This is a genomic window from Mycobacterium sp. 23, from assembly GCF_048287075.1.
Classification (GTDB): domain Bacteria; phylum Actinomycetota; class Actinomycetes; order Mycobacteriales; family Mycobacteriaceae; genus Mycobacterium; species Mycobacterium gordonae_B.
Genome location: NZ_JBLVUX010000005.1, coordinates 4,579,664 through 4,602,637 on the forward strand (window position 1 = coordinate 4,579,664; position 22,974 = coordinate 4,602,637).

Sequence of the window (22,974 nt, forward strand, 5' to 3'; positions counted from 1 at the left end):
TACACAGTAGTCGAGCAGGTGCCGCGGCACTGCCTGGCGGCCGATTCGGCAGAATGGGACACGAAAAGACAGGAGTGCAGCGATCTACATGGGCCCCAAAAGCTGGCGCAAGTCCACCCACCTGCTGGTCGGGCTGGTGGTGCTTGCGTTCGTCGCTGCCGTCGTAGCGGCCGCCGTGCTGTTCACCACCGGCGGGCACGGCGCCGGCGGGGCGCGGTCCCCGGTTCCGCCGCCGCGGCCACCGACGGTCAAGGCGGGGGTGACTCCGGTCGCCGACAATGCGCCCGTGCCCAGCGCCGGAGGGGTGACGGCAGCGCTGGCCGCCGCCGTGGCCGACCCGAATCTCGGCCGGCTGGGCGGGCGGATCACCGACGCGATCACGGGCAAGGAACTGTGGCGGCAACTCGACGACCTGCCGATGGTGCCGGCATCGACGAACAAGGTGCTGACCGCGGCGGCGGCCCTGCTCACCCTGGACCGGCAGGCCCGGATCAGCACCCGGGTGGTGGCGGCGGGTCAGGCCGCCCAGGGGCCGGTGGTGCTGGTCGGTGCCGGGGATCCGACGTTGTCGGCGGCGCCGCCCGGTGTCGAGACCTGGTACCGGGGTGCGGCGCGCATCAGTGACCTGGTCGAACAGGTGCACCGCAGCGGCATGACCCCGACGGCCGTGCAGGTCGACACCTCGGCGTTCAGCGGTCCCGGGTTGGCGCCCGGCTGGGACCCGGCAGACATCGACAACGGTGACGTGGCGCCGATCGAGTCCGCGATGATCGACGCCGGGCGGATCCAGCCGACCACGGTCAACTCGAGACGTTCCAAAACCCCGGCGCTGGACGCCGGACGCCAGCTGGCGATCGCCCTGGGCCTGGACCCGGCGGCGGTGACCGTCGCCAGCGCGCCTGCCGGGGCCCGGCAACTGGCGGTGGTGCAGTCGGCGCCGCTGATCCAGCGGCTTTCGCAGATGATGAACGCCTCGGACAACGTGATGGCTGAGTGCATCGGCCGTGAGGTGGCCGCCGCGATCAACCGGCCTCAGAGCTTCACCGGCGCGGTCGACGCCGTCACCAGCAGGCTCAACACCGCCCACGTCGACACCGGCGGAGCCGCGCTGGTGGACTCCAGCGGGCTGTCGGTGAACGACCGTCTGACGGCCCGGACGCTCGACGGGGTGATGCAGGCCGCGGCCGGACCCGATCAGCCGTCGTTGCGGGCGCTACTGGATCTGTTGCCGATCGCCGGCGGCAGCGGCACGCTCGGCGAACGTTTCCTGGACCGCTCCACCACTATGGGTCCGGCCGGTTGGCTGCGCGCCAAGACCGGCTCACTGACGGCGGTGAACTCGCTGGTCGGGTTGCTCAACGATGCCAGCGGACGGGTCCTGACCTTCGCCTTCATCTCCAACGACGCCGGACCCAACGGCCGCAACGCGATGGACGCGCTGGCCACCAAGCTGTGGTTCTGCGGGTGCACGACATGAGCCCTTCGACGTCCCGGTCGTCCGGCCTTTCGATGGGCAACGCCGTCGACTGGGGGTTCGCCGCCACGGTGGGAGAGAAGCTGGCCCGCGGGGGTCCGGTCACCTCTGATTACACGCGTCGACAGGTGATGGAGGAGTTGAGCCGGGCGGCCGAGCAGGCCGAGCCGCCGGTTCGCGAAGTCACCGGTCTGATCACCGCGGACACGGTGCCGCCGGCCCGCATCGTGGACCGGCGGGAATGGATCCGGGCGGCCGCCGAGTCGATGCGTGCCATGACCAACGGCGCCGAGAAGCCGCACAGTTTCGTCACCGGCCGGCTGACCGGCGCCCAGACGGGTGCCGTGCTGGCGTTCGTCTCCTCCGGCATCCTCGGGCAGTACGACCCGTTCACCAGTCCCGACTCCGGCACCCTGCTCCTGGTGTATCCCAACGTCATCGGCGTGGAACGCCAATTGAAGGTGGACCCCTCCGATTTCCGGCTGTGGGTGTGCCTGCATGAAGTGACCCACCGCGTGCAGTTCACTGCCAACCCGTGGATCGCCGGGCACATGTCGAGCTCGCTGAGTCTGCTGACTCAGGAGCCGACCGAAGACCTCCGCGAGGTGGCCGGCCGGCTCGCGGAGTTCGTCCGCAATCGGGGACGCGACGAGGCCCAGCCCGAGGGGATCCTGGGCCTGGTGCGCGCGGTTCAGTCCGAGCCGCAACGGCAGGCGCTGGACCAACTCCTGGTCCTGGGAACCTTGCTGGAAGGGCACGCCGAGCACGTGATGGACGCGGTCGGGCCGGTGGTGGTGCCGTCGGTCGCCGCGATCCGCCGCAAGTTCGACGAACGCCGCCTGCGCAAGCAGCCGCCGTTGCAGCGGCTGGTGCGTGCACTGTTGGGCTTCGAGGCCAAACTCAGTCAGTACACCCGCGGCAAGGCTTTCGTCGACCACGTGGTGGACCGGGTGGGGATGAAGCGGTTCAACGCGATCTGGACGGGTCCCGAGACGTTGCCCAAGCCCACCGAGATCGAGCACCCGCAGCGATGGATCGACAGGGTGCTGTAGCCCGACTGCGCAGGGCGGTAAGCGAATTCGCGCAGGGCTATCTGGCTGATACCGATCGCTGGGCCGTGGCTCTGTCCGGCGGGCCGGATTCGTTGGCGTTGACCGCGGTTGCCGCGGAACTGCGGCCCACCACCGCGTTGATCGTCGACCACGGCTTACAGGCTGACTCCGCTTTGGTTGCGGAAACGGCACGGGCGCAAGCTGTTTCGCTGGGGTGTCGTTCGGCGGAGGTGCTGCGGGTCGAGGTGACCGGTGATGGCGGCCCGGAAGCCGCCGCCCGCACCGCCCGCTATGCCGCGCTGCAGTCTCGCCGGGACGGGCCGGTGCTGCTGGCTCACACGCTCGACGATCAGGCCGAGACGGTGTTGCTGGGGCTCGGCCGCGGTTCGGGAGCGCGATCGATCGCCGGCATGCGTCCACACGATCCGCCTTGGTGCCGGCCGCTGCTGAGCGTGCGACGGGCGGTGACCCACGACGCCTGCGCCGAACTCGGCCTGACCCCCTGGCAGGATCCCCACAACGTGGATCGCCGGTTCACCCGGGCCAGGCTGCGCAGTGAGGTGCTGCCCTTGCTGGAGGACGTGCTGGGCGGCGGTGTCGCCGAGGCGCTGGCCCGCACGGCGACGGCGTTGCGTGAGGACACCGACCTGATCGACGCGATCGCCGCCGACGCGCGGCCTACCGTCACGACCGGCGCCGGGTTGGACACCACGGCCCTGGCCGCGCTGCCCGCGCCGGTGCGCCGACGGGTGATCCGAGGGTGGTTGCTGGCCGGCGGTGCGATCGGTTTGACCGACAAGCAGATCCGCGGGGTGGACACATTGGTCACCGCGTGGCGCGGCCAGGGCGGAGTGGCGGTGGGGTCCAAGCTGCGCGGTCAGCGTCTGTTCGCGGGCCGGCGCGACGGCGTACTTATGTTGCGCCAGCAGGTAATTTGACGCCTACGTTGGTTCTTCTCAGGTAAGCGTGGCACGCTGTGCACGTGACGGCGGAGCTGTACCCGGGGGACATCAAGTCGGTGCTGCTCACCCAGGAGCAGATTCAGGGCCGCATCACCGAGCTCGGTCAACAGATCGGCGAGGACTACCGGGATCTGGCCGCCACCACCGGCCAGGACCTGCTGTTGATCACCGTTCTCAAGGGCGCCGTGCTCTTTGTGACGGATCTGGCGCGCGCGATTCCACTGCCCACCCAGTTCGAGTTCATGGCGGTGAGTTCCTACGGCTCTTCGACGTCATCGTCGGGAGTGGTGCGCATTCTCAAGGACCTCGACCGCGATATTCACGACCGCGACGTGCTGATCGTGGAAGACGTGGTCGACTCCGGGCTGACGCTGTCCTGGTTGTTGCGCAACCTGACCAGCCGTCATCCGCGTTCACTGCGGGTGTGCACGCTGCTGCGTAAGCCCGAAGCGGTGGGCGCCAACGTCGACATCACCTACGTGGGCTTCGACATTCCCAACGATTTCGTGGTCGGGTACGGCCTGGACTACGACGAGCGCTACCGCGACCTGTCCTACATCGGAACCCTGGACCCGCGGGTCTACCAATGACTAGCTGAGCTCCCACACCGCGGTCACCGAGAAACTGACCGTCTGCTGGCCGGGTTCGAGCGGCACCATCGACTCGCGCGGTGCCGGTTTTGGCCCGGGCGCGTACGCCGAACCAGAAGATTCCGAAATGGACAGCACCTTGCCCAGGCTCAGGCCGGAGAGTTGGGCGTACTGCTGGGCGCGGTTCTTCGCGTCGTCGAATGCGCGCGCCCGCGCGTCCTTGACCAGCTGCGAGTCGTCGGCGATCGAGTAATTGACTGAGCTGATGCGGGTCGCGTCACCGCCCGTGCTGACGACCAGGGCCAGCAGCTTCGACGCCGCGTCCGTCGGGTGGATCTTGATCTCGATCGCGTTGTCGGCGCGGTAGCCGGCGATGGTGGCTGTCCCGGCCGGCTCGGGCTTGGCGTACTGCGGCTGCAGACTGACGTTGGTGGTGCGGATGTCCTTGCGATCCAGGCCGGCGCCTATCAGCGCGTTGATCACGGCTTGCTGCCGCTCATTGGTCTGGTTCATCGCCGTCGTGACGTCGGCCGCGGTGAATTCGATGGCGACATTCGCGGTCAGGGTGTCCGGGACGCCCTGCACCTGGCCGGACCCGACGACGGTCACCTGGCGCGGATTGGCCCCGGGAGCCGGCGGCGCGTTGTGCGAGTCGCAGGCCGACAGCGCGAGGAGAGCGAGGCCCGCGGCCATCGACCTACGGACAAAACGCATGGTTGCACTCTAGTCCCAAGGCCGACCGAGGCGGTTTGCGTGCGTGTCTCGCGTCGAGACACCGTTCGTTCACCTGGCATTCATATTAGCTGCCGCGAGGCGCGACCGATGCCTGAGTTCGCGACGTCAGCAAACGAAATGGTGACGACCATCACTTGTCTTAGCTGAAGCGAATCGCACGTCTGCTTCACCAACAACGCACCCTGGCGGTAGTACCCGTTTTTGTGATTGACAGGGCCGCAGGCTGATTTCATACGGCTGGTTGCCATGCAGCTGACGCGACGGTGGTCCGTGCCTTGGCCACGCGAGGTCCCCCGAGTCGCGCAACACGCGACGGGGTCAAATGCACTGCTCTGGAGGCGACTCGAAACTGGCCGATGCTGCAGTCGGCCGCGCGCCGTCGTTGTTGCAGGGCCGGTGTCGGGAGTAATTCCGGCTGCGTTGCCTACGAAGGGCGTCGTACGCCGCCTCATTAGTACAGATTTCTGATTCTGCCAACAGAATCTGCGCAAATCATATCAAGTTCAAATCATATATGAAAAATATTTAATTCATAGAAACACATCGGGCCTCCTGCGGATATAACTCAGCAAATGAATAGCTGCTAACTCCACAATGAACAGGCTGTGCGAACTCTGTGGTGGGCCCGCATATCTGTCTTAACGTGACGTCGGATCACTTCGGAGGTGCTGCGACGACGGGGTCGTGCCACCGCTGAAAGTCATTGATTTGCGGGGACACCAGGAGGAAATGTCATGTCGATCATGCTGGCCCAAACTGACGAATTGGCCGGTGCTGCGGGGGAGTTGCTGTCGATCAACGCGATGCTGCGGGCTGGGAACGCGGCCGCGGCTGTTCCCACGACCGGGGTCGTGCCGGCCGCGTCGGACCTGGTTTCGATGCTTGCCGCTTCGCAGTTCGCCACGCACGCCAGGCTTTTTCAGGAGATCAGCGCCCAGGCTGCGGCGGTTCAGGAGCAGTTGGCGACAACGCTTGGGATCAGCGCCGGTTCATACGCGGTGACTGAGGCCGCCAATCAGGCTCTGGTCGGTTAATCATGGATTTCGCGCAACTGCCGCCGGAGATCAATTCCGCGTTGATGTACGCAGGCCCTGGGTCGGGACCCATGCTGGCCGCTGCCGCCGGCTGGGAATCGCTAGCCGGCGAGTTGCAGACAGTGGCCTCTGCGTACACCGCGGTGCTCACCAGCCTCATGGACGGGCCCTGGCAGGGGTCCTCGGCCGCTGCCATGGCCAGTGCATCCTGGCCGCAGATCTCCTGGCTGACCAACACTGCGGGCCTGGCGCAGGATGCGGGCGCCCGGGCCGTCGCGGCGGCGAGTGCCTATGAAGCGGCCTTCGCCGCGACAGTGCCACCCGCGGAAATCGCGGCCAACCGAGCGCTGCTGGGAGTACTGCTGGCGACGAACTTCCTTGGGCAGAACACCGCTGCAATCGCCGCGACCGAGGCGCTGTATGGCGAGATGTGGGCGCAAGACGCTGCCGCGATGTACGGCTACTCGGGCGCGACCGCGCAGGCCACTGCCTTGACGCCTTTCAGTCCGACTCAAATCGCCGACAGCCTGTCCGGGGTGAGCGCACAGTTCAACGCGACTGCCAACGCCCTCACCTCGGCCGCAAACGCGCAGGGCCTCAACGCGGTGCCCCAGGCGCTGATGCAGATGGCGGGCATCACAAACGAAGCGCCCTGGCTCACCGATCCATTGAAAGCGTTGGGTCTGACTGGGCACACCTGGAATGCCACCGGCGACGGACTGACTATCAACGGACTCATGGGCGACATAGTGGAAGGCGCTACTGGATCGGCAACCGTGGATGCCAGCCTCGCCTTCGACGTGTTCAACAGGTGGGTGTCCCCGGCTCGGCTCATGGTGACGCAGTTCAAGGACTACGTCGGGCTGGCTGAATCGGCATTCAAAGGTATGGCTCCGGCCGCGAAAGCCGGCGCCGAGGCGGCGGCGAGCGCGCTGCCCGCGGCCGCGGCCGCCATTCCGCACGCGGGTCTGGGTGGGATCGCCGGGGCTGTGGGTAGCGCGGCCAAGGCCGGAGCTCTATCGGTGCCGGCGTCATGGGCAGCCACGACCCCGGCAGCTGCGCCCCTCAATGTGGCTCTAACCGGCCTCAGTTCCGGGGCCGCCGCGGAAGGGGCAACCAGCGCGTTCGGTGGGGTGCCGATGGTGCCCGGCGGGGGAGCGGCTCGCACCGTGGCGAACTTCGCCGCTCCTCGGTACGGGTTCAAGCCGACCGTGATCGCAGCGCCGCCATCCGGGGGATAACCAAGGTGGGTGCGGCGCGTATTGCCGACCTGCAGATTTCAGCGGCCGGGGAGATGGACTGCCTCGATCGGCCAATGATCAAGCATCAGTTCGATCACTATTGCCTAAGGAGAAATGCAAATGACCGCGCGCTTTATGACCGATCCGCACGCAATGCGGGACATGGCGGGCCGTTTCGAGACCCACGCCCAGACCGTCGAGGACGAGGCCCGTCGCATGTGGGCGTCCTCGCAGAACATCTCGGGTGCGGGCTGGAGCGGTCTGGCCTCGGCGACCTCGCTGGACACGATGGGCCAGATGAACACGGCGTTCCGCAACATCGTGAACATGCTGCACGGTGTGCGCGACGGGTTGATCCGTGACGCGAACAACTACGAGCACCAAGAGCAGGCATCCCAGCAGATACTCAGCAGCTAAGAAAAGGACTTCGAGCAATGACGATCAATTACCAGTTCGGCGACGTCGACGCCCACGGCGCGCTCATCCGCGCCCAGGCCGCCAACCTCGAGGCCGAGCACCAGGCCATCGTTCGCGATGTGCTGGCTGCCGGTGACTTCTGGGGCGGCGCCGGTTCGGTGGCTTGCCAGGAGTTCATCGCCCAGTTGGGCCGCAACTTCCAGGTGATCTACGAGCAGGCCAACGCACACGGCCAAAAGGTACAGACCGCTAGTGGGAACATGGCGCAGACCGACAGCGCTGTTGGGTCCAGCTGGGCCTGAGCCTGACTCGCGGCGGCGGCAGATGACCCTGCCGCCGCCGTTGTCGTTGGCGGCGATTCCTACGGCGTGACCAGAATCTTGCAGTGCCGCTCCGGATCTGCGAGATCGTCGAAGGCTGCCCCTACCCCAGTCAGGTCCACCTCACCGGTGATCATCGGCGCGACATCGATGTGGCCCTCGGCGATCGCGCGCAACGAGTCGGCGAACTCTTCCGGCGTGTAGGCGTTGACGAACTGCAGGTTGATCTCTTTTGCGATGCCGAAGAACGGGTGCACTGTGTCGGGCTGCATGCATACGCCCGCCACCACCAGTCGGGTACCGCTACGCGCCCGCTGCATGATGTCGTCGATGATGCCGGGTACCCCGACCGCCTCGAAGACCACGCGCGCTCTGACGGTGTCGAACGGCGATCCCTGCGCCGGGTCCACCGCCCGGTGAGCACCCATTTTCACCGCCAGCTCGCGGCGCTTCGACGAGAAGTCGGCTGCCACAATGGTTTCGACGCCGCGTACTCGCAGCGCTGCGATGATCGCGATGCCGATCGGCCCACAGCCGATCACCAGGGCGGTCTCGTCGGTCGCGATGCCGGACTTGTTCACCGCATGCAGCCCAACCGCCATCGGCTCGGCCAGTGCGGCGTGCCTGGGGTCCAGGCCGTTGGGAATGGGGAGCAACAGCGGTGCCGACAGCAACATCCGCTCGGCATAGCCGCCGAGCGTGGTGTTGCTGAAGACAATGGGCTCGATACCCTTCTCGGACAACACCACCGGGATCGACGTCACCAGGGTCCCGGGTGGATGAGTCTCCGTATCGGGTCCGGCTTCGAGTACCTCGGCGCTGAACTCATGGCCCATGAAGACGTCTTGACCGAGATCTAGGTCCATGCCACCCCGCCCGCGGGCGAGCTGATTGCTCAGCGACACAACGTCGGCGCCGTGGGTCGCGAAATGCAGGTCCGAGCCGCAGATTCCGCAACACCGCACCCCGACGAGCACCTGCCCGGGCCCGGGAACAGGGTCCGGCACGTCGTCGCGGTAGACCATTCGCCCGTCGCGCAAAACCGACGCACGCATCAGTTGGCGGCCCCGTCGTGTTCGGCGACATGCTGGGTGATCGCCTGCACGACGGCCTGGCCGGCGCGCCCGATCAACTCCTCTCGTTTGTCCTTAGCCCATTCATGCGAGGCGCGGGGTGCCTCGAGCTGGCCCTTGAAGTGGGGAATGACCTTGCGGGCGAACAGATCATAGGAGTGGAAGGTTGCCTGTGGCGATGCCCAGTCGTGACCGAGCAACAGCAGCGTGCCGAAGCCGCCGGAGCGCTCCAGCAGACCCTCGATATGTGCGATCGCGTCCTCGGGGGTTCCGATGCAGCAATTACCTTTGGCCGCATAATCTTCGACGAACTCGCGCGGAGACTGGGCGCCTTCCACGGTGTTGGACAGTGGCACGAAGCCGGCGGCTCCGAAGTATTTGGCGAAATCCAGCAACCCGTAGGTGCAGTCTTCGATCGCCTGATCGCGCGTGTCGGCGATGTGCATGATGCTCAGGACCCGCCAGTCGGTGCGGTCCGGCTCGGCGCGGCCGGCCTTCGCGGCCTGCTCACAGACCACGTCCCAGGTGTTCTCCAGCGCCGCAAATCCGCCGGGTACCGACATGGACAGCGACAGCAGCGAGGTGCCCAGCGCGCCGGCCAGTCGCGGGCCGGACGGCGATATCATTGCGGCCGTTGATATTTCGGGATACGGCCAGGTGTAGGGACGGATGTGCAACTGGGCGTCGCGCAGCGTGAACCATTCGGTGTGGCGGTCGATGCGTTCCTCGGGTGCGGCGCGGAACAATGCCAGAATCGCCTCCAGGGATTCCTGCATCATGCGGCGCTGGTCGACCGGGTCGATGCCCATCATGTAGGCGTCGGACGGCAGCGCGCCCGGACCGGTGCCGAACATGACGCGGCCCCGGGTCAGATGATCCAGCAGTACCCAGCGATCGGCCACCATCAGCGGGTGGTGATACGGCAGGGACACCACGCCGGTGCCCAGCCGGATGTGCTTGGTGCGTTCCGCGGCGGCAGCGATGAAAACCTCCGGGCAGGAGATCAATTCGTAGCCGCCGGAATGGTGTTCGCCGAACCACGCCTCGTCGTAGCCCAGGCGATCCAGTGCGACGACCCGCTCCATGTCGTATTCCAGCGCCACCGTCGGAGATTGCCCGGTGGGGTGAAACGGCGTGATGAAGACGCCGAATCGCATTGGTGCGCTTACCATTCCACTCCTTTGAGGAATTCCAGCAAGGCGGAGTTCACTTCGCCGGGTCGTTCCTGTTGCAACCAGTGCCCGGCGCCGTCGATCATGAGCTCGCGGTAGGGACCGCTGACCACCTCCGCGGCGCGGTCGCTGCGAGTGAATGCCAGTACCGGATCTGCGGTGCCACCGATGAACAGGCACGGCGCCGTGATCTTCGCGCCGTCGAGTTCCGGTGTCGTCTCCCAGTTGCGGTCCATGTTGCGGTACCAGTTGAGACCGCCCGTGAAGCCGGTGCGAGTGAATTCAGCGACGTAGTGGTCGATTTCGTCCTGGCTGATCCAGTCAGGCAGTCCTTCGGGTTCCGGGAGCCGGTCGATGAAACCTTCCGGTCCGGGTGCGACCATGCGCAGTGCCGCACCCTGGTCGCCCGTCAACTGCAAACTGCCCATCATCCTGCGCATCACCCGGGCGGGGTCGCCGTTGAGTTCGGCGTCGGCGACCCCGGGTTCCTGGAAGTACAGGATGTAGAAGAAGTTGTCGCCGAAGGTGCGCCGCAGGGCCACGGTCACGGGCCGCTTCGCGCGGGGGACGGGGGGCACACTCAACGCCGCCACCGCGGCGACCCGGTCGGGGTGCAGGAGGCCGGCGTTCCACACCACCATGGCGCCCCAGTCGTGACCGATCCACGCCGCGCGTTCGGCGCCGACATCGTCGAGCAGGCCGGCGATGTCAGCCGTCAGCTGGTGGATGTCGTAGGCCTCGATCGCATCCGGGCACGACGAACCGCCATAGCCTCGCTGATCGGGCGCGAGCACGTGGTAACCGGCATCGGCGAGTACCGGGATCTGGTGCCGCCATGAGTAGGCCAGCTCGGGAAAGCCGTGGCACAGCACCACGACAGGTGCGCCGCGATCGCCTGCCTCGACCACTCGCAACCGCACGCCGTTGGTGTCAACTAACCGTTCGGTTGATGAGCCCATCGTTTCACCAAATCACAACAGCACCGGCGTGAGAAGGGGGCCGTCGGTGGTTATCGGCGGCGCGGCCGCGCATCATGGCGTCATGCGGCTGGACCATGTGGTGCTGTGGACAAAGGATCCCGCCACGGCCATGGACTTCTACACCAGGGTGGTCGGGCTCGCGCCGGTGCGCTTCGAGGAATTCCTTGCCGGCGAGGCCCCATTTCCCAGCGTGCGGGTATGCGAGGACGCCATCATCGACCTACTGCCGTCCGAAGGCGCCGCGGGAACCGAGGCCATGACGAAAGTGGAGGGCAGTGCGGGTCATCCGGTCAATCACGTATGCCTGGCCATGACCAAGGACGAGTACGACGCGCTGGATCGTCGCCTGCAGGCCGAGGGCGTGGACACCGGCGCGCGGCTCAACCACAGCTTCGGGGCGCGCGGCTGGGCGCCGCAGGGTTATTACTTCCCCGACCCGGACGGCAACGTGGTCGAGGCGCGTTACTACGACTGACGCTCCGCGACAAGTAACCCCTCCGCCAACGTGAAGCTGGCCGCACGCTCGGCTGCGAACGTGAAGCTGGCCGCACGCTCGGCGAGGGGTCGGGAACTCGCAATCGTTGACCAAGAGACATCGGCGACCCGCTCTGCCGGAGCTACCAATCGCCACGGCAACAATGGTGGCGATCTGCTGCGCTCCGGCTCTGCCGGAGCTACCAATCGCCACTGGCGGTAACCTGGACATTTCCAGCTGCGTTTATCGGAAGGACCTGGCCCCCTCGGCCGATGATTGATGAACCGTAGAAACGTGATCCGCACCGTTACGGCAGTTGCTGTGCTGGTGCTGCTCGGCTGGTCGTTCTTTTACTTCAGCGATGACACCCGCGGTTACAAACCCGTCGACACCTCGGTGGCGATGACCCAGATCAACAGCGACAACGTCAAGAGCGCGCAGATCGACGACCGCGAACAGCAGCTGCGGTTGACCCTGAAGAAGGGCAACAACGACACCGAGAACTCCGACAAGGTCATCACCAAGTACCCGACGGGCTACGGTGTCGACCTCTTCAAGGCGCTGACCGCGAAAAACGCCAAGGTCAGCACAGTGGTCAACGAAGGCAGCCTGATCGGCGAACTGCTTGTCTACGTGCTGCCGTTGCTGCTGCTGGTCGGCCTCTTCGTGATGTTCTCCCGGATGCAGGGTGGCGCCCGGATGGGCTTCGGCTTCGGTAAGTCGCGCGCCAAACAGTTGTCCAAGGACATGCCCAAGACCACGTTCGCCGACGTCGCCGGCGTCGACGAGGCGGTCGAGGAGCTCTACGAGATCAAGGATTTCCTGCAGAACCCGTCGCGGTACCAGGCCCTGGGCGCCAAGATCCCCAAAGGCGTGCTGCTCTACGGCCCGCCCGGTACCGGCAAGACGTTGCTGGCCCGCGCCGTGGCCGGCGAAGCGGGCGTGCCGTTCTTCACCATCTCCGGCTCCGACTTCGTCGAGATGTTCGTCGGCGTGGGCGCATCGCGCGTCCGGGACCTTTTCGAGCAGGCAAAACAAAACAGCCCGTGCATCATCTTCGTCGACGAGATCGACGCGGTGGGCCGTCAGCGAGGCGCCGGTCTGGGCGGCGGTCACGACGAGCGCGAACAGACCCTGAACCAGCTGCTGGTCGAGATGGACGGCTTCGGTGACCGCGCCGGCGTCATCCTGATCGCGGCCACCAACCGGCCCGACATCCTGGACCCCGCGCTGTTGCGCCCCGGCCGCTTCGACCGCCAGATCCCGGTGACGAACCCGGACCTGGCGGGTCGCCGCGCCGTCCTGCGGGTGCACTCCAAGGGCAAGCCGATCGGTCCGGACGCCGACCTGGACGGGCTGGCCAAGCGCACCGTCGGCATGACAGGTGCCGACCTGGCCAACGTCATCAACGAGGCGGCACTGCTGACCGCGCGGGAGAACGGCACGGTCATCACCGGCCCGGCGCTGGAAGAGGCGGTCGACCGGGTCATCGGCGGCCCCCGCCGCAAGGGCCGCATCATCAGCGAGCAAGAGAAGAAGATCACCGCTTACCACGAGGGCGGGCACACCCTGGCGGCCTGGGCGATGCCGGACATCGACCCGGTTTACAAGGTGACGATCCTGGCCCGGGGCCGCACCGGTGGCCACGCGGTCGCCGTGCCCGAGGAGGACAAGGGCCTGCGGACCCGCTCGGAGATGATCGCACAGCTCGTCTTCGCGATGGGCGGGCGCGCGGCGGAGGAACTGGTGTTCCGCGAGCCGACCACGGGCGCGGTGTCCGACATCGAGCAGGCCACCAAGATCGCCCGGGCGATGGTCACCGAGTACGGCATGAGTGCCCGCCTGGGCGCGGTCAAATACGGCACCGAGCACGGTGACCCGTTCCTGGGCCGCTCGATGGGCACCCAGTCGGACTACTCGCACGAGGTCGCCCGCGAGATCGACGAAGAGGTGCGCAAGCTCATCGAGGCAGCACACACCGAAGCCTGGGAGATCCTCACCGAGTACCGCGACGTGCTGGACACCCTGGCCGGTGAGCTGCTGGAAAAGGAGACGTTGCACCGGCCCGAGCTGGAAGCGATCTTCGGCGACGTCGAGAAGCGCCCGCGGCTCACCATGTTCGACGACTTCGGTGGCCGCATCCCCTCGGACAAGCCGCCGATCAAGACGCCCGGCGAGCTGGCGATCGAGCGCGGCGAACCGTGGCCGCAACCGGTGCCGGAGCCGGCGTTCAAGCTGGCAATCGCCCGCGCCAGCAAGGCGGCCGAAGAGGCCCAGGCGGAAAAGGGCAACGGCGGCGGTAACGGAGCCAACGGCTCGCACGCCACCACCCAGCCCGACTACGGTGCTCCGGCCGGGTGGCATGCACCCGGTTGGCCGCCGCCGTCATCCAGCCGGCCACAGTCTGCACCCGGTTATCCCAACCCGGATGAGTCCGACGCCGAGGAGCCCTCCGGTCAGCTGGACAAGGATGTGACTCGGTCCAACCCGCCTGCTCACGGCTGAATAACGGAGCGTTTCATGACGCAGCTGGAATCCAGAGAAACCGGTGCCAGGCCGTTCGACCAGGCCCGCGCCGAGGCGGCGGTTCGCGAACTGCTGATCGCGCTCGGCGAGGATCCCGACCGCCACGGCCTGCGTGACACTCCGGCTCGGGTGGTGCGTGCCTACCGGGAGATCTTCGCCGGGCTCTACACCGAGCCCACCTCGGTGCTCAACGCGATGTTCGACGAGAATCACGACGAGTTGGTGCTCGTCAAAGGGATACCGATGTACTCCACCTGCGAGCACCATCTGGTGGCCTTCCACGGGGTGGCCCACGTCGGTTACATCCCCGGTGTGGACGGCAGGGTGACCGGCCTGTCGAAGATCGCCCGGCTGGTCGACCTCTACGCCAAGCGTCCGCAGGTGCAGGAGCGGCTCACCAGCCAGATCGCCGACGCCCTGGTGCAGAAGCTGGATCCGCGCGGGGTCATCGTGGTGATCGAGGCCGAACACCTGTGCATGGCGATGCGCGGGGTCCGCAAGCCGGGCGCCACCACGACCACGTCTGCGGTGCGCGGTCAGTTCAAGTCCGACGCGGCCTCCCGGGCTGAAGCGCTCGATCTCATTCTGCGTAAGTGAGTCCGGCACCCGTGCAGGTGATGGGGGTGCTGAACGTCACGGACGACTCGTTCTCCGACGGCGGACGCTACCTCGATCCCGACGGCGCCGTCGAACACGGTCTGGCACTGGCAGCCGAAGGCGCGGACATCATCGACGTCGGGGGAGAGTCGACCCGGCCCGGCGCGACCCGGGTAGATCCCGAGGTGGAGACCGCCCGCATCGTCCCTGTTGTGAAAAGACTTGCGGCGCAGGGGATTACTGTCAGCATCGACACCATGCACGCGCGGGTGGCGCAGGCGGCGCTGGCGAACGGTGCACAGATCGTCAACGACGTTTCCGGCGGCAGGGCCGATCCGGCCATGGCCCCACTTCTGGCCGAGGCCGGTGTGCCATGGGTGCTGATGCACTGGCGGCCAGTATCGGCGGACCACCCACATCGGGTGCCGGACTACGGGGACGTGGTGGCCGACGTCCGCGACGACCTGCTCGCCAGCGTGGACCACGCGGTGGCGGCGGGTGTCGACCCGGACAACCTCGTGATCGATCCCGGGTTGGGATTCGCCAAGACGGGACAACACAATTGGGCGCTCCTGCACGGTCTGCCGACGTTGGTGGCCACCGGGCTTCCGGTGTTGCTCGGCGCGTCCCGCAAACGGTTCCTAGGCACGTTGCTGGCCGCACCCGACGGCACACCGCGACCGGCCGACGGCCGGGAGACGGCGACGGCGGTGATCTCCGCACTGGCGGTGTTGCACGGGGTCTGGGGTGTGCGGGTGCATGACGTGCGGGCGTCGGTCGACGCCCGCAAGGTTGTCGAGGCCTGGCAGGGCGGGGAAGGGACGATGACCGGTGGCTGACCGAATCGAGTTGCGAGGTCTCAAGATTCGGGGCCGTCACGGCGTGTTCGAGCACGAGCGGCGCGACGGCCAGGACTTCGTCGTCGACATCACGGTATGGATCGATCTGGCCGGTGCCGCGGCCAGCGATGAACTGGCCGACACCTACGACTACGGCGTGCTGGCGCAGTTGGCCGCCGATATCGTCGGCGGGACGCCGCGGAATCTGATCGAAACGGTCGGGGCCGAGATCGCCGAACAGGTGATCGCCGACGAGCGGGTCCACGCGGTCGAGGTGACGGTGCACAAGCCCCAGGCGCCCATTCCGCGGGATTTCGACGACGTGGCCGTGGTGACCAGGCGGTCCCGGCGCGGCGGTCGGGGATCGGTCATTCAGGCGGGCTCGGTCGTATGACACGCGTCGTGCTGTCCATCGGCTCCAACCTGGGTGATCGCCTCGCCAATCTGCAGTCGGCCGTCGACGGACTCGGCGACACGGTCCGCGCGGTGTCGTCCATCTATGAGACCGACCCCTGGGGCGGTGTGGACCAGGAACCGTTCCTCAACGCCGTATTGATCGCCGAGGACCCCGACCGTGACGCACATGCCTGGTTACGCCGGGCTCATGAGATCGAGCAGGCCGCCGGGCGGGTGCGGGAGTTGCGCTGGGGGCCGCGCACCCTCGACGTCGACCTGGTCGCCTGTTACGAAACGCAAGGGCAGATCACCGTCGACGACCACGAGCTGACATTGCCGCACCCGAGGGCCCATCTGCGGGCATTCGTGCTGGTGCCGTGGCTGGACGTGGATCCGAACGCCGAACTCTCCCGGCCCGTGCGGGACCTGCTCGCCGATCTGGACGGCGACGCTGCCGGAGTGCGCCCGACCGCACTGGCGCTGGACACCTGATGGGCCCGACCCGCAAACGCGACCTCACGGTGGTGGTACTCGGTGCTGCGTTCGTGGGCTATCTGCTGATCACCGTGTTGTACCGGTACTTTCCGCCGATCACCGTGTGGAGCGGAGTTTCGTTGCTGGTGGTGGCCGTCGCGGAGGGCCTGTGGGCGCGCACCGTGCGCGCCAAGATCAACGAAGGTGAGATCGGCGACGCACCCGGTTGGCTGCATCCGCTCGCGGTGGCGCGCAGCCTGATGGTCGCCAAGGCCTCGGCCTGGGTGGGCGCGGTGATGCTCGGGTGGTGGGTAGGGGTGCTGGTGTACTTCCTGCCGCGACGGTCCTGGATGCGAGCTGCCGCCGAGGACACCGGCGGCGCGGTCGTGGCGGCAGTCAGCGCGCTGGCACTGGTGGTCGCGGCGATGTGGCTACAGCATTGCTGCAAGTCACCTCCGCAGGATTCCGGTGAGCCCGGCGAGGGGGCGGAGACCTAGCCACCCGCGCCGCCTGGCAACTCGCGCCGAGAATCGCCGGACTGGCGCGACACGCCAAGTGACCTCGCCCGGGTACAGTCAGGGGCCATGACCGTTCTGTCCCGCGGCGCCCGGGTCCGGCGCGGCGGCCGCAGGCCGGGGTGGGTGCTCTTGACGACGTTGCTGGTCCTGGCAATCGCGGCCAGTTCCGCACTGGTTTTCACCGATCGGGTGGAACTTCTCAAGCTCGCTGTGATCCTGGCGCTGTGGGCTGCCGTGGCCGGCGCTTTCGTGTCGGTGCTGTACCGGCGCCAGGCCGAGGCCGACCAGGCGCGGGCCCGGGACATGAAGCTGGTGTACGACCTGCAGCTGGACCGCGAAATCTCGGCACGCCGCGAGTACGAGTTGACGGTGGAGTCGCAGTTGCGCCGCGAGCTGGCCGCAGAGATACGGGCTCAGGCGGCCGACGAGATCGCGGCACTAAGAGCGGAACTGTCCGCGTTACGGACCAACCTGGAGATCTTGTTCGACACCGACCTCGAACACCGTCCGGCCCTCGAGACCCTGAACAGGGAAGCGGCGCGCGCGTTGACCGATCGGTCGTCCGGCGCCGCCTCCAACGGCGAGAGCCCACCCGCCGACTGGGTGGCCAGCGACCGGGTGACCGCCGTCCGCCACGAAGAGCCGGACGAGGAGCCCGCGCGCGAGGAGGAAGCCGCGATCATCGACGTTCCCGAGGAACCGTTGTTGCCGCCGCGGCAGCCCGCCAACGTCCGGGAGTACCCGCCGCCGTCGTCCGTGCCGTTCCAGCCGCGACACCGTCCCCCGCCGCCCCCGCCGCCGCAATCCCAGCCGCAGCCGCAGCCCCAGCCGCAGTTTCAGCCGCCGGCGCCCCGGCCGCAACCTCAGCCGGCAGCCTGGCAGCCTGCGCCTGCCGAGGGTCAGTGGCTGCCTTCGGGCGCGCCCGGCAGCCGCTGGACGCCGGCAGATGCTCCCGCAGTCCCGCCACCCGCCGAGCCGGAAGGCCGTAGAAGGCGTTACCGGGCCGAGCCCGACGAGCCGGAGGCCGGCGCCCTCGGGGCCGCTCCCGACGAGCCCGCGCCGCAGTACGGCGGCCGACGTTCGCGGTCCCGGCATTCCGCGGAGTACCGGGACTTCGGTGTCGGCAATCTCGCGCGTCCCCGGGACTGGCAGCCCGAACAGGCCCCGCAGCCACCCGCGCCGCCCCGTCTTGCTCCCGCACCGCCGGCTCCCCGGCATCGCAGTGCCGAGGAAGCGGTCGAGAGCCAGGAGGACGCGCAAAGCGGTGGTCAGTCGGCTGCCGACCTCCTGGCGAGGTTCCAGGTGCAGCCGAGCGGAGGCGGCCGGCGACGCCGGCGTGACGCCTGACACGCTGTGCTCGCTCTGACGGATCGACTACAGTCGTAGTGACCGTCCGGTACCCCAGCAGCGGGACTGGAACGTACGAAAGAAATCTGTGAGGTCGTCTGCGATGGAGCAGTTCGACGGACTGCGCCCGGCCAGGCTGAAGGTGGGAATCATCTCGGCGGGTCGGGTCGGCTCGGCGCTGGGTGTCGCGCTGGAGCGCGCCGACCATGTCGTGGTGGCCTGCAGCGCCATTTCCCAGGCCTCCCTGCAGCGGGCGCAGCGCCGGTTGCCCGATACGCCGGTACTTTCGCCGCCGGATGTCGCCGCGGCTGCCGAGTTGCTGGTTCTGGCCGTCACCGACAGCGAGCTGCCCGGCCTGGTGGCCGGTTTGGCTGCCACCTCCGCGGTCCGGCCGGGCACCATCGTGGTGCATACCTCCGGTGCCAACGGCATCGGAATCCTGGACCCGTTGACCCGGCAGGGTTGCATCCCGGTGGCGATTCACCCGGCGATGACCTTCACCGGCTCGGACGAAGACATCGCCCGACTGCCCGACACCTGTTTCGGTGTAACGGCGGCCGACGAAGTCGGATATGCCATCGGCCAGTCGTTGGTACTGGAGATGGGCGGCGAGCCGTTCTGCGTGCGCGAGGAGGCCCGAGTGCTTTACCACGCCGCGTTGGCCCACGCATCCAATCATCTGGTGACCGTGCTTGCAGACGCGCTGGAGGCGTTGCGGGCCGCCCTGGCAGGGGACGAATTGCTGGGACAACAGCGCGTCGACGACCAGCCGGGCGGTATCGCCGAACGCATCGTCGGCCCGCTGGCCCGCGCAGCGCTGGAGAACACGTTGCAGCGCGGTCAGGCCGCACTCACCGGCCCGGTTGCCCGCGGCGACGCGGCCGCCGTCGCCGGACACCTGAATGCGCTCGGGGATGCGGACCCGGACCTTGCCCACGCGTACCGGGTGAATGCGCTGCGTACCGCGCAGCGTGCGCACGCTCCCGAAGATGTCGTCGAGGTGCTGGCCCGGTGATCGGCAACAAGAAGCCGCCTGCCTTCAAGCCGGGCGAACTCAACGTGTATTCGGCGCCGGCCGACGTCAGCGACGTCACCCGCGCGCTGCGGCATACCGGCCGGCGAATCATGTTGGTGCCCACCATGGGAGCGCTGCACGAAGGTCACCTGACCCTGGTGCGTGCCGCCAAACGGGTCCCGGGTTCGGTGGTGGTGGTGTCGATCTTCGTCAACCCGTTGCAGTTCGGCGCCGGCGAGGACCTCGACGCCTACCCGCGCACCCTCGACCAGGATGTGGAACTGTTGCGGGGCGAGGGGGTGGACATCGTTTTCGCGCCGTCGGCTTCGGGTATGTATCCCGGCGGCCTGCGTACCACCGTGCAGCCGGGTCCGCTGGCTGCCGAGCTCGAAGGTGGCGCGCGCCCAACCCATTTCGCCGGCGTGCTGACGGTCGTTCTCAAACTTCTGCAGATCGTGCGGCCGGACCGGGCGTTCTTCGGCGAGAAGGACTACCAGCAGCTGGTGCTGATCCGGCAGATGGTCGCCGACCTGAACATCGACGTGCAGGTGGTGGGCGTCCCGACCGTTCGGGAACGCGACGGGCTGGCGATGTCGTCCCGCAACCGCTACCTCGATCCGGCGCAACGTGAAGCGGCCGTTGCCCTTTCGGCGGCGCTGAGCGCGGGCGCGCACGCCGCGACCTATGGCGTCCAGGCCGCCCTGGACGCGGCGCATGCGGTGCTGCAGGCCACGCCGGAACTGGTGGTCGACTATCTGCAACTGCGGGACACCGAGCTGGGTCCGGTGCCAACCAACGGATCCGGCCGGCTGTTGATCGCGGCCCGGCTCGGCACCACCAGACTGCTGGACAATGTGGCAATTCAAATCGGCAATCTCGCCGGCACCACCAGTGGGCCGGACGCTCAATCGCATTGGAGGAACTGATGTTACGGACGATGTTGAAGTCGAAGATCCACCGCGCCACCGTCACTCAGGCCGATCTGCACTACGTCGGATCGGTGACCATCGACGCCGACCTGATGGACGCCGCCGACCTGCTCGAGGGTGAACAGGTCACGATCGTCGACATCGACAACGGCGCCCGGTTGGTCACCTACGCCATCACGGGTGAACGTGGCACCGGCGTGATCGGAATCAACGGTGCTGCAGCACATCTCGTCCACCCGGGGGATCTGGTGATCCTGATCGCTTACGGCACCATGGAAGACGCCGAGGCGCGCGCCTACCAGCCGCGGATCGTGTTCGTCGACGCCGACAACAAGCAGATCGACCTGGGCAGTGACCCCGCCTATGTGCCCGATGGTGTTGACGAGTTGCTCGACCCGCGGATCGGCGTGCGGTAACCGTGCTGCTGGCGATCGACGTCCGCAACACCCACACGGTCGTCGGCCTGATATCGGGCGTCAAAGACAACGCCAAAGTCGTTCAGCAGTGGCGCATCCGCACCGAGTCGGAAGTCACCGCGGACGAGCTGGCGCTGACCATCGACGGTCTGATCGGTGAGGATGCCGAGCGCCTCACCGGCGCCGTGGGGCTGTCCACCGTGCCGTCGGTGCTGCATGAGGTGCGGATCATGCTCGAGCAGTACTGGCCGTCCGTGCCGCACGTGCTGATCGAGCCGGGGGTGCGCACCGGTATTCCGCTGTTGGTGGACAACCCGAAAGAGGTGGGCGCCGACCGCATCGTCAACTGTCTGGCTGCCTTCCATAAGTTCGGCAGGGCCGCCATCGTGGTCGACTTCGGGTCGTCGATCTGCGTGGATGTGGTGTCGGCCAAGGGAGAGTTTCTCGGTGGCGCGATCGCGCCCGGTGTGCAGGTGTCCTCGGATGCCGCGGCGGCCCGCTCGGCGGCCCTGCGCCGGGTCGAGCTGGCCCGCCCCAGATCCGTGGTCGGTAAGAACACCGTCGAGTGCATGCAGGCCGGTGCGGTCTTCGGGTTCGCCGGTTTGGTCGACGGCCTGGTGGGACGCATTCGCGACGACGTCACCGGATTCTCGGCCGATGACGACGTAGCTGTGGTCGCCACCGGGCACACCGCACCGCTGTTGCTGCCCGAACTGCACACGGTGGAGCACTACGACCGGCATCTGACACTGCACGGGCTGCGGCTGGTTTTCGAACGCAACCGCGATGCCCAGCGCGGCCGGCTCAAGACCGCGCGCTGAGCGCCGGCGCGATCTCATTTAAGCTGGCACGTCGTGAGTGCCGCCGATAGCGATCCCGACAGAGATCCCTCAGGGGACCTTCCCGAGCAGTTCCGGATCCGGCGGGACAAGCGTGCCCGCCTGTTGGCAGAGGGTCACGACCCGTACCCGGTGGCGATTGAGCGGACGCACACGCTGGCCGAGGTTCGCGCGGCCCACCCTGACCTGCCCACCGACACCTCGACCGATGACGTGGTCGGTGTCGCGGGACGTGTGGTGTTCGCTCGCAACACCGGAAAATTGTGCTTCGCGACACTTCAGGACGGAGACGGCACCCAGCTGCAGGCGATGGTCAGCCTCGACAAGGTGGGTCAGGAATCTCTGGACGCGTGGAAGGCCGACGTCGACCTCGGCGACATCGTCTTCGTGCACGGCACTGTGATCAGTTCACGCCGAGGCGAACTGTCCGTCCTCGCCGATTCCTGGCAGATGGCGGCCAAGTCGCTGCGGCCCCTGCCCGTGGCCCACAAAGAGATGAGTGAAGAGGCGCGGGTCCGGCAGCGGTATGTCGACCTGATCGTCCGGCCGCAGGCGCGTTCGGTGGCGCGCCAGCGGATCGCTGTTATACGCGCCATCAGAAATGCACTCGAGCGCCGCGGGTTCCTCGAGGTCGAAACTCCCATCCTGCAGACGCTGGCCGGCGGGGCCGCCGCACGGCCGTTCATCACCCATTCCAATGCGCTCGACATCGACCTTTACCTGCGGATCGCGCCGGAACTGTTCCTGAAGCGCTGCATCGTCGGTGGTTTCGACAGGGTCTTCGAACTAAATCGAGTCTTCCGAAACGAAGGAACCGATTCCACCCATTCCCCGGAATTCTCCATGTTGGAGACGTACCAGACCTACGGGACCTATGACGATTCGGCAGTCGTCACTAGGGAGCTTATTCAAGAGGTGGCCGATGAGGCGATCGGGACCAGACAACTCCCGATGCCCGACGGCACTGTCTACGACATCGACGGAGAATGGGCAACTCTGCAGATGTATTCCTCGCTGTCCAAAGCGCTGGGTGAAGAGATCACGCCGGAGACGCCGGTCGAACGGTTACGCGACATCGCGGCGCAACTGGACGTGGAGATTCCCGACAACCGTGGTTTTGGTCACGGCAAACTCGTCGAGGAACTCTGGGAGCACACCGTGGGCAACACGCTCACCGCGCCCACTTTTGTCAGGGATTTTCCGGTGGAGACAACGCCATTGACCCGCCACCACCGCAGTATCCGCGGCGTGACCGAGAAGTGGGACCTGTACGTGCGGGGAATGGAGCTGGCCACTGGGTACTCGGAATTAAACGACCCGGTAGTGCAACGAGAGAGATTTGCTGATCAGGCCCGTGCCGCAGCCGCCGGGGATGACGAGGCCATGCAACTCGACGAAGATTTTCTGGCTGCCCTGGAGTTCGGGATGCCGCCCTGCACTGGAACGGGAATGGGTATCGATCGGTTGTTGATGTGTTTGACCGGCCTGTCAATTAGGGAGACAGTTTTGTTCCCGATTGTTCGCCCGCACTCCAACTGAACTGCACAAAGTCG

Annotated in this window: 25 protein-coding genes; 21 read left to right on the forward strand and 4 right to left on the reverse strand. The window is 67.0% G+C overall.

What is annotated here, in order from left to right; all coding sequences use genetic code 11:
• The first annotated feature begins 88 nt into the window (after positions 1–88).
• From dacB to hpt, 4 genes are read left to right on the forward strand one after another with little or no spacing between them, the layout of a single operon-like run.
• The gene (gene dacB / locus ACNQS7_RS22465) at positions 89–1,477 is read left to right on the forward strand and encodes a D-alanyl-D-alanine carboxypeptidase/D-alanyl-D-alanine-endopeptidase (protein WP_418014268.1); all 1,389 of its coding nucleotides are present in this window, start codon (positions 89–91) and stop codon (positions 1,475–1,477) included.
• Positions 1,474–2,526: a zinc-dependent metalloprotease gene (locus tag ACNQS7_RS22470; RefSeq protein ID WP_418014269.1), complete on the forward strand. Its 1,053-nt coding sequence runs from the start codon at positions 1,474–1,476 to the stop codon at positions 2,524–2,526. The genes dacB and ACNQS7_RS22470 overlap by 4 nt, the downstream gene beginning before the upstream one ends.
• Positions 2,505–3,464, forward strand: a complete 960-nt coding sequence (gene tilS, locus ACNQS7_RS22475; RefSeq protein WP_418014270.1) for a tRNA lysidine(34) synthetase TilS — start codon at positions 2,505–2,507, stop codon at positions 3,462–3,464. The genes ACNQS7_RS22470 and tilS overlap by 22 nt, the downstream gene beginning before the upstream one ends.
• A gap of 38 nt (positions 3,465–3,502) precedes the next feature.
• The gene (hpt, locus tag ACNQS7_RS22480) at positions 3,503–4,078 is read left to right on the forward strand and encodes a hypoxanthine phosphoribosyltransferase (protein WP_310774651.1); all 576 of its coding nucleotides are present in this window, start codon (positions 3,503–3,505) and stop codon (positions 4,076–4,078) included.
• Here hpt and ACNQS7_RS22485 read toward each other — a convergent pair whose 3' ends face one another.
• Positions 4,079–4,792 (reverse strand): SIMPL domain-containing protein, encoded by a 714-nt coding sequence (locus tag ACNQS7_RS22485; RefSeq protein WP_418014271.1) that lies wholly within the window; start codon positions 4,790–4,792, stop codon positions 4,079–4,081.
• 755 nt (positions 4,793–5,547) lie between these two features.
• Here ACNQS7_RS22485 and ACNQS7_RS22490 point away from each other — a divergent pair.
• From ACNQS7_RS22490 to ACNQS7_RS22505, 4 genes are all read left to right on the forward strand, one after another.
• Entirely contained in the window at positions 5,548–5,847 is a 300-nt protein-coding gene (locus ACNQS7_RS22490; protein ID WP_418014272.1) for a PE family protein, read from the forward strand.
• Positions 5,847–7,088 carry a PPE family protein gene (locus ACNQS7_RS22495; protein ID WP_418016105.1) on the forward strand — a complete coding sequence of 414 codons (1,242 nt, stop codon included), beginning with the start codon at positions 5,847–5,849 and terminating at the stop codon, positions 7,086–7,088. The genes ACNQS7_RS22490 and ACNQS7_RS22495 overlap by 1 nt, the downstream gene beginning before the upstream one ends.
• A gap of 120 nt (positions 7,089–7,208) precedes the next feature.
• Positions 7,209–7,505, forward strand: coding sequence for a WXG100 family type VII secretion target (locus ACNQS7_RS22500; RefSeq protein ID WP_418014273.1), 297 nt, complete (start codon positions 7,209–7,211; stop codon positions 7,503–7,505).
• Positions 7,506–7,522: 17 nt separating this feature from the next.
• Positions 7,523–7,807, forward strand: a complete 285-nt coding sequence (locus ACNQS7_RS22505) for a WXG100 family type VII secretion target (RefSeq protein ID WP_418014274.1) — start codon at positions 7,523–7,525, stop codon at positions 7,805–7,807.
• Positions 7,808–7,866: 59 nt separating this feature from the next.
• Here the strand turns inward: ACNQS7_RS22505 and ACNQS7_RS22510 are convergent, their stop codons facing one another.
• The 3 genes from ACNQS7_RS22510 to ACNQS7_RS22520 are packed head-to-tail and all read right to left on the reverse strand — an operon-like array spanning position 7,867 to position 11,029.
• On the reverse strand, positions 7,867–8,880 hold the full coding sequence (locus tag ACNQS7_RS22510; protein ID WP_418014275.1) for a zinc-binding dehydrogenase: 1,014 nt from the start codon (positions 8,878–8,880) through the stop codon (positions 7,867–7,869).
• Positions 8,880–10,070, reverse strand: a complete 1,191-nt coding sequence (locus ACNQS7_RS22515) for an LLM class flavin-dependent oxidoreductase (protein WP_418014276.1) — start codon at positions 10,068–10,070, stop codon at positions 8,880–8,882. Before ACNQS7_RS22515 ends, ACNQS7_RS22510 begins: the two co-directional genes overlap by 1 nt.
• Positions 10,064–11,029: an alpha/beta fold hydrolase gene (locus tag ACNQS7_RS22520; protein ID WP_418014277.1), complete on the reverse strand. Its 966-nt coding sequence runs from the start codon at positions 11,027–11,029 to the stop codon at positions 10,064–10,066. The genes ACNQS7_RS22515 and ACNQS7_RS22520 overlap by 7 nt, the downstream gene beginning before the upstream one ends.
• Positions 11,030–11,111: 82 nt before the next feature.
• On the opposite strand from ACNQS7_RS22520, the gene ACNQS7_RS22525 reads away from it, so the two are divergent.
• The 13 genes from ACNQS7_RS22525 to lysS all read left to right on the forward strand — a co-directional run bounded on the left by ACNQS7_RS22525 (position 11,112) and on the right by lysS (position 22,960).
• Complete coding sequence (locus ACNQS7_RS22525) at positions 11,112–11,525, forward strand: VOC family protein (RefSeq protein ID WP_418016106.1); 414 nt, start codon at positions 11,112–11,114, stop codon at positions 11,523–11,525.
• 279 nt (positions 11,526–11,804) lie between these two features.
• Positions 11,805–14,030, forward strand: a complete 2,226-nt coding sequence (ftsH, locus tag ACNQS7_RS22530) for an ATP-dependent zinc metalloprotease FtsH (protein WP_418014278.1) — start codon at positions 11,805–11,807, stop codon at positions 14,028–14,030.
• A gap of 15 nt (positions 14,031–14,045) precedes the next feature.
• The gene (gene folE / locus ACNQS7_RS22535; protein WP_055576838.1) at positions 14,046–14,648 is read left to right on the forward strand and encodes a GTP cyclohydrolase I FolE; all 603 of its coding nucleotides are present in this window, start codon (positions 14,046–14,048) and stop codon (positions 14,646–14,648) included.
• Positions 14,645–15,487, forward strand: a complete 843-nt coding sequence (gene folP, locus ACNQS7_RS22540; protein ID WP_418014279.1) for a dihydropteroate synthase — start codon at positions 14,645–14,647, stop codon at positions 15,485–15,487. The genes folE and folP overlap by 4 nt, the downstream gene beginning before the upstream one ends.
• The gene (gene folB / locus ACNQS7_RS22545) at positions 15,480–15,881 is read left to right on the forward strand and encodes a dihydroneopterin aldolase (protein WP_418014280.1); all 402 of its coding nucleotides are present in this window, start codon (positions 15,480–15,482) and stop codon (positions 15,879–15,881) included. Before folP ends, folB begins: the two co-directional genes overlap by 8 nt.
• Positions 15,878–16,375 carry a 2-amino-4-hydroxy-6-hydroxymethyldihydropteridine diphosphokinase gene (folK, locus tag ACNQS7_RS22550; RefSeq protein WP_418014281.1) on the forward strand — a complete coding sequence of 166 codons (498 nt, stop codon included), beginning with the start codon at positions 15,878–15,880 and terminating at the stop codon, positions 16,373–16,375. Before folB ends, folK begins: the two co-directional genes overlap by 4 nt.
• A complete protein-coding gene (locus ACNQS7_RS22555; protein ID WP_418014282.1) occupies positions 16,375–16,854 on the forward strand; it encodes a DUF3180 domain-containing protein in 480 nt (159 codons plus the stop codon). Before folK ends, ACNQS7_RS22555 begins: the two co-directional genes overlap by 1 nt.
• 87 nt (positions 16,855–16,941) lie before the next feature.
• Positions 16,942–18,222 (forward strand): DUF6779 domain-containing protein, encoded by a 1,281-nt coding sequence (locus tag ACNQS7_RS22560; protein WP_418014283.1) that lies wholly within the window; start codon positions 16,942–16,944, stop codon positions 18,220–18,222.
• Positions 18,223–18,325: 103 nt separating this feature from the next.
• The gene (locus ACNQS7_RS22565) at positions 18,326–19,237 is read left to right on the forward strand and encodes a Rossmann-like and DUF2520 domain-containing protein (protein ID WP_418014284.1); all 912 of its coding nucleotides are present in this window, start codon (positions 18,326–18,328) and stop codon (positions 19,235–19,237) included.
• Positions 19,237–20,163, forward strand: a complete 927-nt coding sequence (gene panC / locus ACNQS7_RS22570) for a pantoate--beta-alanine ligase (RefSeq protein ID WP_418016107.1) — start codon at positions 19,237–19,239, stop codon at positions 20,161–20,163. Before ACNQS7_RS22565 ends, panC begins: the two co-directional genes overlap by 1 nt.
• Complete coding sequence (gene panD / locus ACNQS7_RS22575; RefSeq protein WP_418014285.1) at positions 20,163–20,582, forward strand: aspartate 1-decarboxylase; 420 nt, start codon at positions 20,163–20,165, stop codon at positions 20,580–20,582. The genes panC and panD overlap by 1 nt, the downstream gene beginning before the upstream one ends.
• 2 nt (positions 20,583–20,584) lie before the next feature.
• Complete coding sequence (locus ACNQS7_RS22580; RefSeq protein WP_418014286.1) at positions 20,585–21,403, forward strand: type III pantothenate kinase; 819 nt, start codon at positions 20,585–20,587, stop codon at positions 21,401–21,403.
• Between the two features lie 33 nt (positions 21,404–21,436).
• Positions 21,437–22,960 (forward strand): lysine--tRNA ligase, encoded by a 1,524-nt coding sequence (gene lysS, locus ACNQS7_RS22585; RefSeq protein ID WP_418014287.1) that lies wholly within the window; start codon positions 21,437–21,439, stop codon positions 22,958–22,960.
• The last annotated feature ends 14 nt before the right edge of the window (positions 22,961–22,974 follow it).

What these genes read in the sequence shown, in the direction of transcription:
- dacB (WP_418014268.1), top strand. Translation starts at nt 89, where the DNA reads ATGGGCCCCAAAAGCTGGCGCAAGTCCACCCACCTGCTGGTCGGGCTG.
- ACNQS7_RS22470 (WP_418014269.1), top strand. Translation starts at nt 1,474, where the DNA reads ATGAGCCCTTCGACGTCCCGGTCGTCCGGCCTTTCGATGGGCAACGCC.
- tilS (WP_418014270.1), top strand. Translation starts at nt 2,505, where the DNA reads ATGGATCGACAGGGTGCTGTAGCCCGACTGCGCAGGGCGGTAAGCGAA.
- ACNQS7_RS22485 (WP_418014271.1), bottom strand. Translation starts at nt 4,792, where the DNA reads ATGCGTTTTGTCCGTAGGTCGATGGCCGCGGGCCTCGCTCTCCTCGCG.
- ACNQS7_RS22490 (WP_418014272.1), top strand. Translation starts at nt 5,548, where the DNA reads ATGTCGATCATGCTGGCCCAAACTGACGAATTGGCCGGTGCTGCGGGG.
- ACNQS7_RS22500 (WP_418014273.1), top strand. Translation starts at nt 7,209, where the DNA reads ATGACCGCGCGCTTTATGACCGATCCGCACGCAATGCGGGACATGGCG.
- ACNQS7_RS22505 (WP_418014274.1), top strand. Translation starts at nt 7,523, where the DNA reads ATGACGATCAATTACCAGTTCGGCGACGTCGACGCCCACGGCGCGCTC.
- ACNQS7_RS22510 (WP_418014275.1), bottom strand. Translation starts at nt 8,880, where the DNA reads ATGCGTGCGTCGGTTTTGCGCGACGGGCGAATGGTCTACCGCGACGAC.
- ACNQS7_RS22515 (WP_418014276.1), bottom strand. Translation starts at nt 10,070, where the DNA reads ATGGTAAGCGCACCAATGCGATTCGGCGTCTTCATCACGCCGTTTCAC.
- ACNQS7_RS22520 (WP_418014277.1), bottom strand. Translation starts at nt 11,029, where the DNA reads ATGGGCTCATCAACCGAACGGTTAGTTGACACCAACGGCGTGCGGTTG.
- ACNQS7_RS22525 (WP_418016106.1), top strand. Translation starts at nt 11,112, where the DNA reads ATGCGGCTGGACCATGTGGTGCTGTGGACAAAGGATCCCGCCACGGCC.
- ftsH (WP_418014278.1), top strand. Translation starts at nt 11,805, where the DNA reads ATGAACCGTAGAAACGTGATCCGCACCGTTACGGCAGTTGCTGTGCTG.
- folE (WP_055576838.1), top strand. Translation starts at nt 14,046, where the DNA reads ATGACGCAGCTGGAATCCAGAGAAACCGGTGCCAGGCCGTTCGACCAG.
- folK (WP_418014281.1), top strand. Translation starts at nt 15,878, where the DNA reads ATGACACGCGTCGTGCTGTCCATCGGCTCCAACCTGGGTGATCGCCTC.
- ACNQS7_RS22555 (WP_418014282.1), top strand. Translation starts at nt 16,375, where the DNA reads ATGGGCCCGACCCGCAAACGCGACCTCACGGTGGTGGTACTCGGTGCT.
- ACNQS7_RS22560 (WP_418014283.1), top strand. Translation starts at nt 16,942, where the DNA reads ATGACCGTTCTGTCCCGCGGCGCCCGGGTCCGGCGCGGCGGCCGCAGG.
- ACNQS7_RS22565 (WP_418014284.1), top strand. Translation starts at nt 18,326, where the DNA reads ATGGAGCAGTTCGACGGACTGCGCCCGGCCAGGCTGAAGGTGGGAATC.
- panD (WP_418014285.1), top strand. Translation starts at nt 20,163, where the DNA reads ATGTTACGGACGATGTTGAAGTCGAAGATCCACCGCGCCACCGTCACT.